The 2,263-nt window shown below is 26.9% G+C and carries 3 protein-coding genes and 1 pseudogene; 2 read left to right on the plus strand and 2 right to left on the minus strand.

The features are described from left to right. Positions 1–162: pseudogene (locus HNP68_RS07310) on the plus strand (ERF family protein); the annotation flags it as partial. Between the two features lie 94 nt (positions 163–256). On the opposite strand, the gene HNP68_RS06500 reads toward HNP68_RS07310, so the two are convergent. Further along, a complete protein-coding gene (locus HNP68_RS06500; protein WP_183221613.1) occupies positions 257–925 on the minus strand; it encodes an Mlp family lipoprotein in 669 nt (222 codons plus the stop codon). 21 nt (positions 926–946) lie between these two features. Beyond that, positions 947–1,378: an Mlp family lipoprotein gene (locus HNP68_RS06505; RefSeq protein ID WP_183221615.1), complete on the minus strand. Its 432-nt coding sequence runs from the start codon at positions 1,376–1,378 to the stop codon at positions 947–949. Between the two features lie 181 nt (positions 1,379–1,559). Between HNP68_RS06505 and revA the strand changes: the two genes are divergently transcribed. Then, positions 1,560–2,060, plus strand: a complete 501-nt coding sequence (gene revA / locus HNP68_RS06510; protein ID WP_183221617.1) for a fibronectin-binding protein RevA — start codon at positions 1,560–1,562, stop codon at positions 2,058–2,060. The last annotated feature ends 203 nt before the right edge of the window (positions 2,061–2,263 follow it).

The following is a 2,263-nucleotide window of genomic DNA, read 5'->3' on the forward strand; positions in this document are numbered from 1 at the left end:
ATTATAAAAAACCATTTTAAAAAAACCAATAGATTAAAGGATTTAAAAGATTTTGATGAAAGATTTATGCCGTCTGATCAGCGCGATTATAACGATAGTCCATTAATATTTTTTGACTCGTTAAAAGAAGATAAACAATTTGATTATATTTTTGCAGCATAGCAATATGCTTGCATAGTACACCTAAATAATAGGCCCCCAATAAGGGGGCCTGCTATGCGTATCATAATCTAAGATGTGTGCTTAAGTGCTGTTGTTAGTTTTGCCAATTAGATGTAAGACCAGAATAGTGGTTGTCTGTCTTTAAAAGTTCATCTTTAAGATATTGATAAATTTCTTTATTAGAATTTTTGCCAGACATATCATTAGTGACGCCTCTGAAATATTCTTCTATGAGGTTAGTATTTTCATCACTCCCATATTTATTATCTTTATTACAGTCGTTTTGATTATCTTGTTCTCTTTTCTGATTATTAGCCTTATCTTTGGCTGTTTTACAGTCAATAGCTCCTTTAATGTAAGTATCAAAGTCTTCGTTGTTTGCTTTTGATTGTCTTTTAGACTCTAAAAAGTCGTAAACTTTTTTAAAGGCACTAGCTAATTCTTTTTGCTTTTGAATATCTTTAGAAAGCCAATTAAAGAAATCGGTGCATTTACTGTCGTTTTCCTTATTGCATCCTTGTATTTCATTAGGTAATTTTTCAATTATGTATTGAAATGCATTTGTTAATGAATTAAATATTTTTTTTTCTTCTTCAGTTAGGGTGATTTTTTCTTGTTGTTGAAGTCCTTGTGTATCCAAATCACGCTTTTGTCTACCTGTTTCTTGTTGCATATTATTTTTATTTGAAGTTTCATTATTATTAGAATTACAGCTGTTTAATATGAGTATAAATAGGCAGAATAATATATTGATAATTTTCATTTTTATTTCTTTTCCTTATTATTAGTTGCATGTAGTAGTTGCTTGATCTGCAAATTGATCTATATCCCCGTTGCTAAAGAAGCCCCCAACTATTTGTTTAAAAGTATTTTTTCCGTTTTCATTTCCAGTACACTTATCAAGTTCGGTTTTTATATGATCAAGTGCTGTTTTTATTTTATCTTCATTATTCTCTAAAAATTTATCAAATTTTCCATCATTGCCCATCGCTTCTTTTAACCAGTCTAGGTGTGTTTTTTGATCATCAGATAGTTTTTCTCTAAGTATTTCTTCTTTGGATTTAGGTTTTTCTTCTTGTGATTTTTCTTGGCTTAAATCTCGCTTTTTTCTACTTTGTGATTGTTTGGCATTGTTTTTTAAAGTGTCATTATCATTGGAATTGCAGCCATTTAGCATAAGTAAAAATAAACAAAATAATATATTGATAATTTTCATTTGTTATCTCCTTTTTTCTCTTCAGTACAATACATTAAGTAACAAAAAAGATTATTCTTGTAATTATAGACCCTATTTTTAGAAATTTTTTAAAATTTAACTCAAGTTTTGATTGGTAGGTTTACATTTTGAAATATTGTGCTAGTTTTAACTTCATTATTATTAAATAAAGGAGTAACTAATGGAAATTAAAAACATAGTTAAATTATTTTGTTTATCGATATTATTTGTAATGTCTTGTAGCTTATATGTAAAGGAGAAAAAATATGTAGAGGAAAAAAAAGAAATAGATTCAATTCTTGCAGAAATTTCAAATCCAAAAAATCTTAATAATAAGACTAGTCATGAAAAATTTAAAGATTATAAAGATAGAATTAATGAATTAAAAGAAAGATTAAAGGATGTAAATGATGCTGAGCTTAAAGAAAAATTATTAAAGTTACAAAGTCTTTTTGAAGATAAATTAGCAGCCAAATTAGCAGCTTTAAAGGCAGCCAAACAAAAAATTGAAAGTATTACTAATAAAAATAATGGAAAAACTGAGATATGGAAAGAGGCAAAGTTGGTTGGAGTGAATATAAAATATAATGGGGTTAATGGCCAAGGAGGAGATCAAATGTCTAGCGATGCTATAGGACAGATAGATAAAATAATAAAGTTTCTCGAAGAGGGTACTAATTAATTAGTAAATAATCATATTAAAAATGTTAAAATCTAGGTATTAAATTTACTTTAATATAATATCTAGATTTTTCTTCTGTTGTAAAATCCAATTTGATTAATATAAAGCATAAGTTCTTGCAAGAAAAACCTTTTTGTAATTTACATTTTTAATTGGGAATATTTATTATAGACTTTTTTTGCTATAGGTTTTGTTCTTTCTAT

Origin of the sequence: Borreliella yangtzensis (assembly GCF_014201775.1) — a bacterium.
Lineage (GTDB): Bacteria > Spirochaetota > Spirochaetia > Borreliales > Borreliaceae > Borreliella > Borreliella yangtzensis.

Excerpts from the sequence above, each read along its gene's own strand:
- HNP68_RS06500 (WP_183221613.1), bottom strand. The coding sequence starts at position 925 with ATGAAAATTATCAATATATTATTCTGCCTATTTATACTCATATTAAAC.
- HNP68_RS06505 (WP_183221615.1), bottom strand. The coding sequence starts at position 1,378 with ATGAAAATTATCAATATATTATTTTGTTTATTTTTACTTATGCTAAAT.
- revA (WP_183221617.1), top strand. The coding sequence starts at position 1,560 with ATGGAAATTAAAAACATAGTTAAATTATTTTGTTTATCGATATTATTT.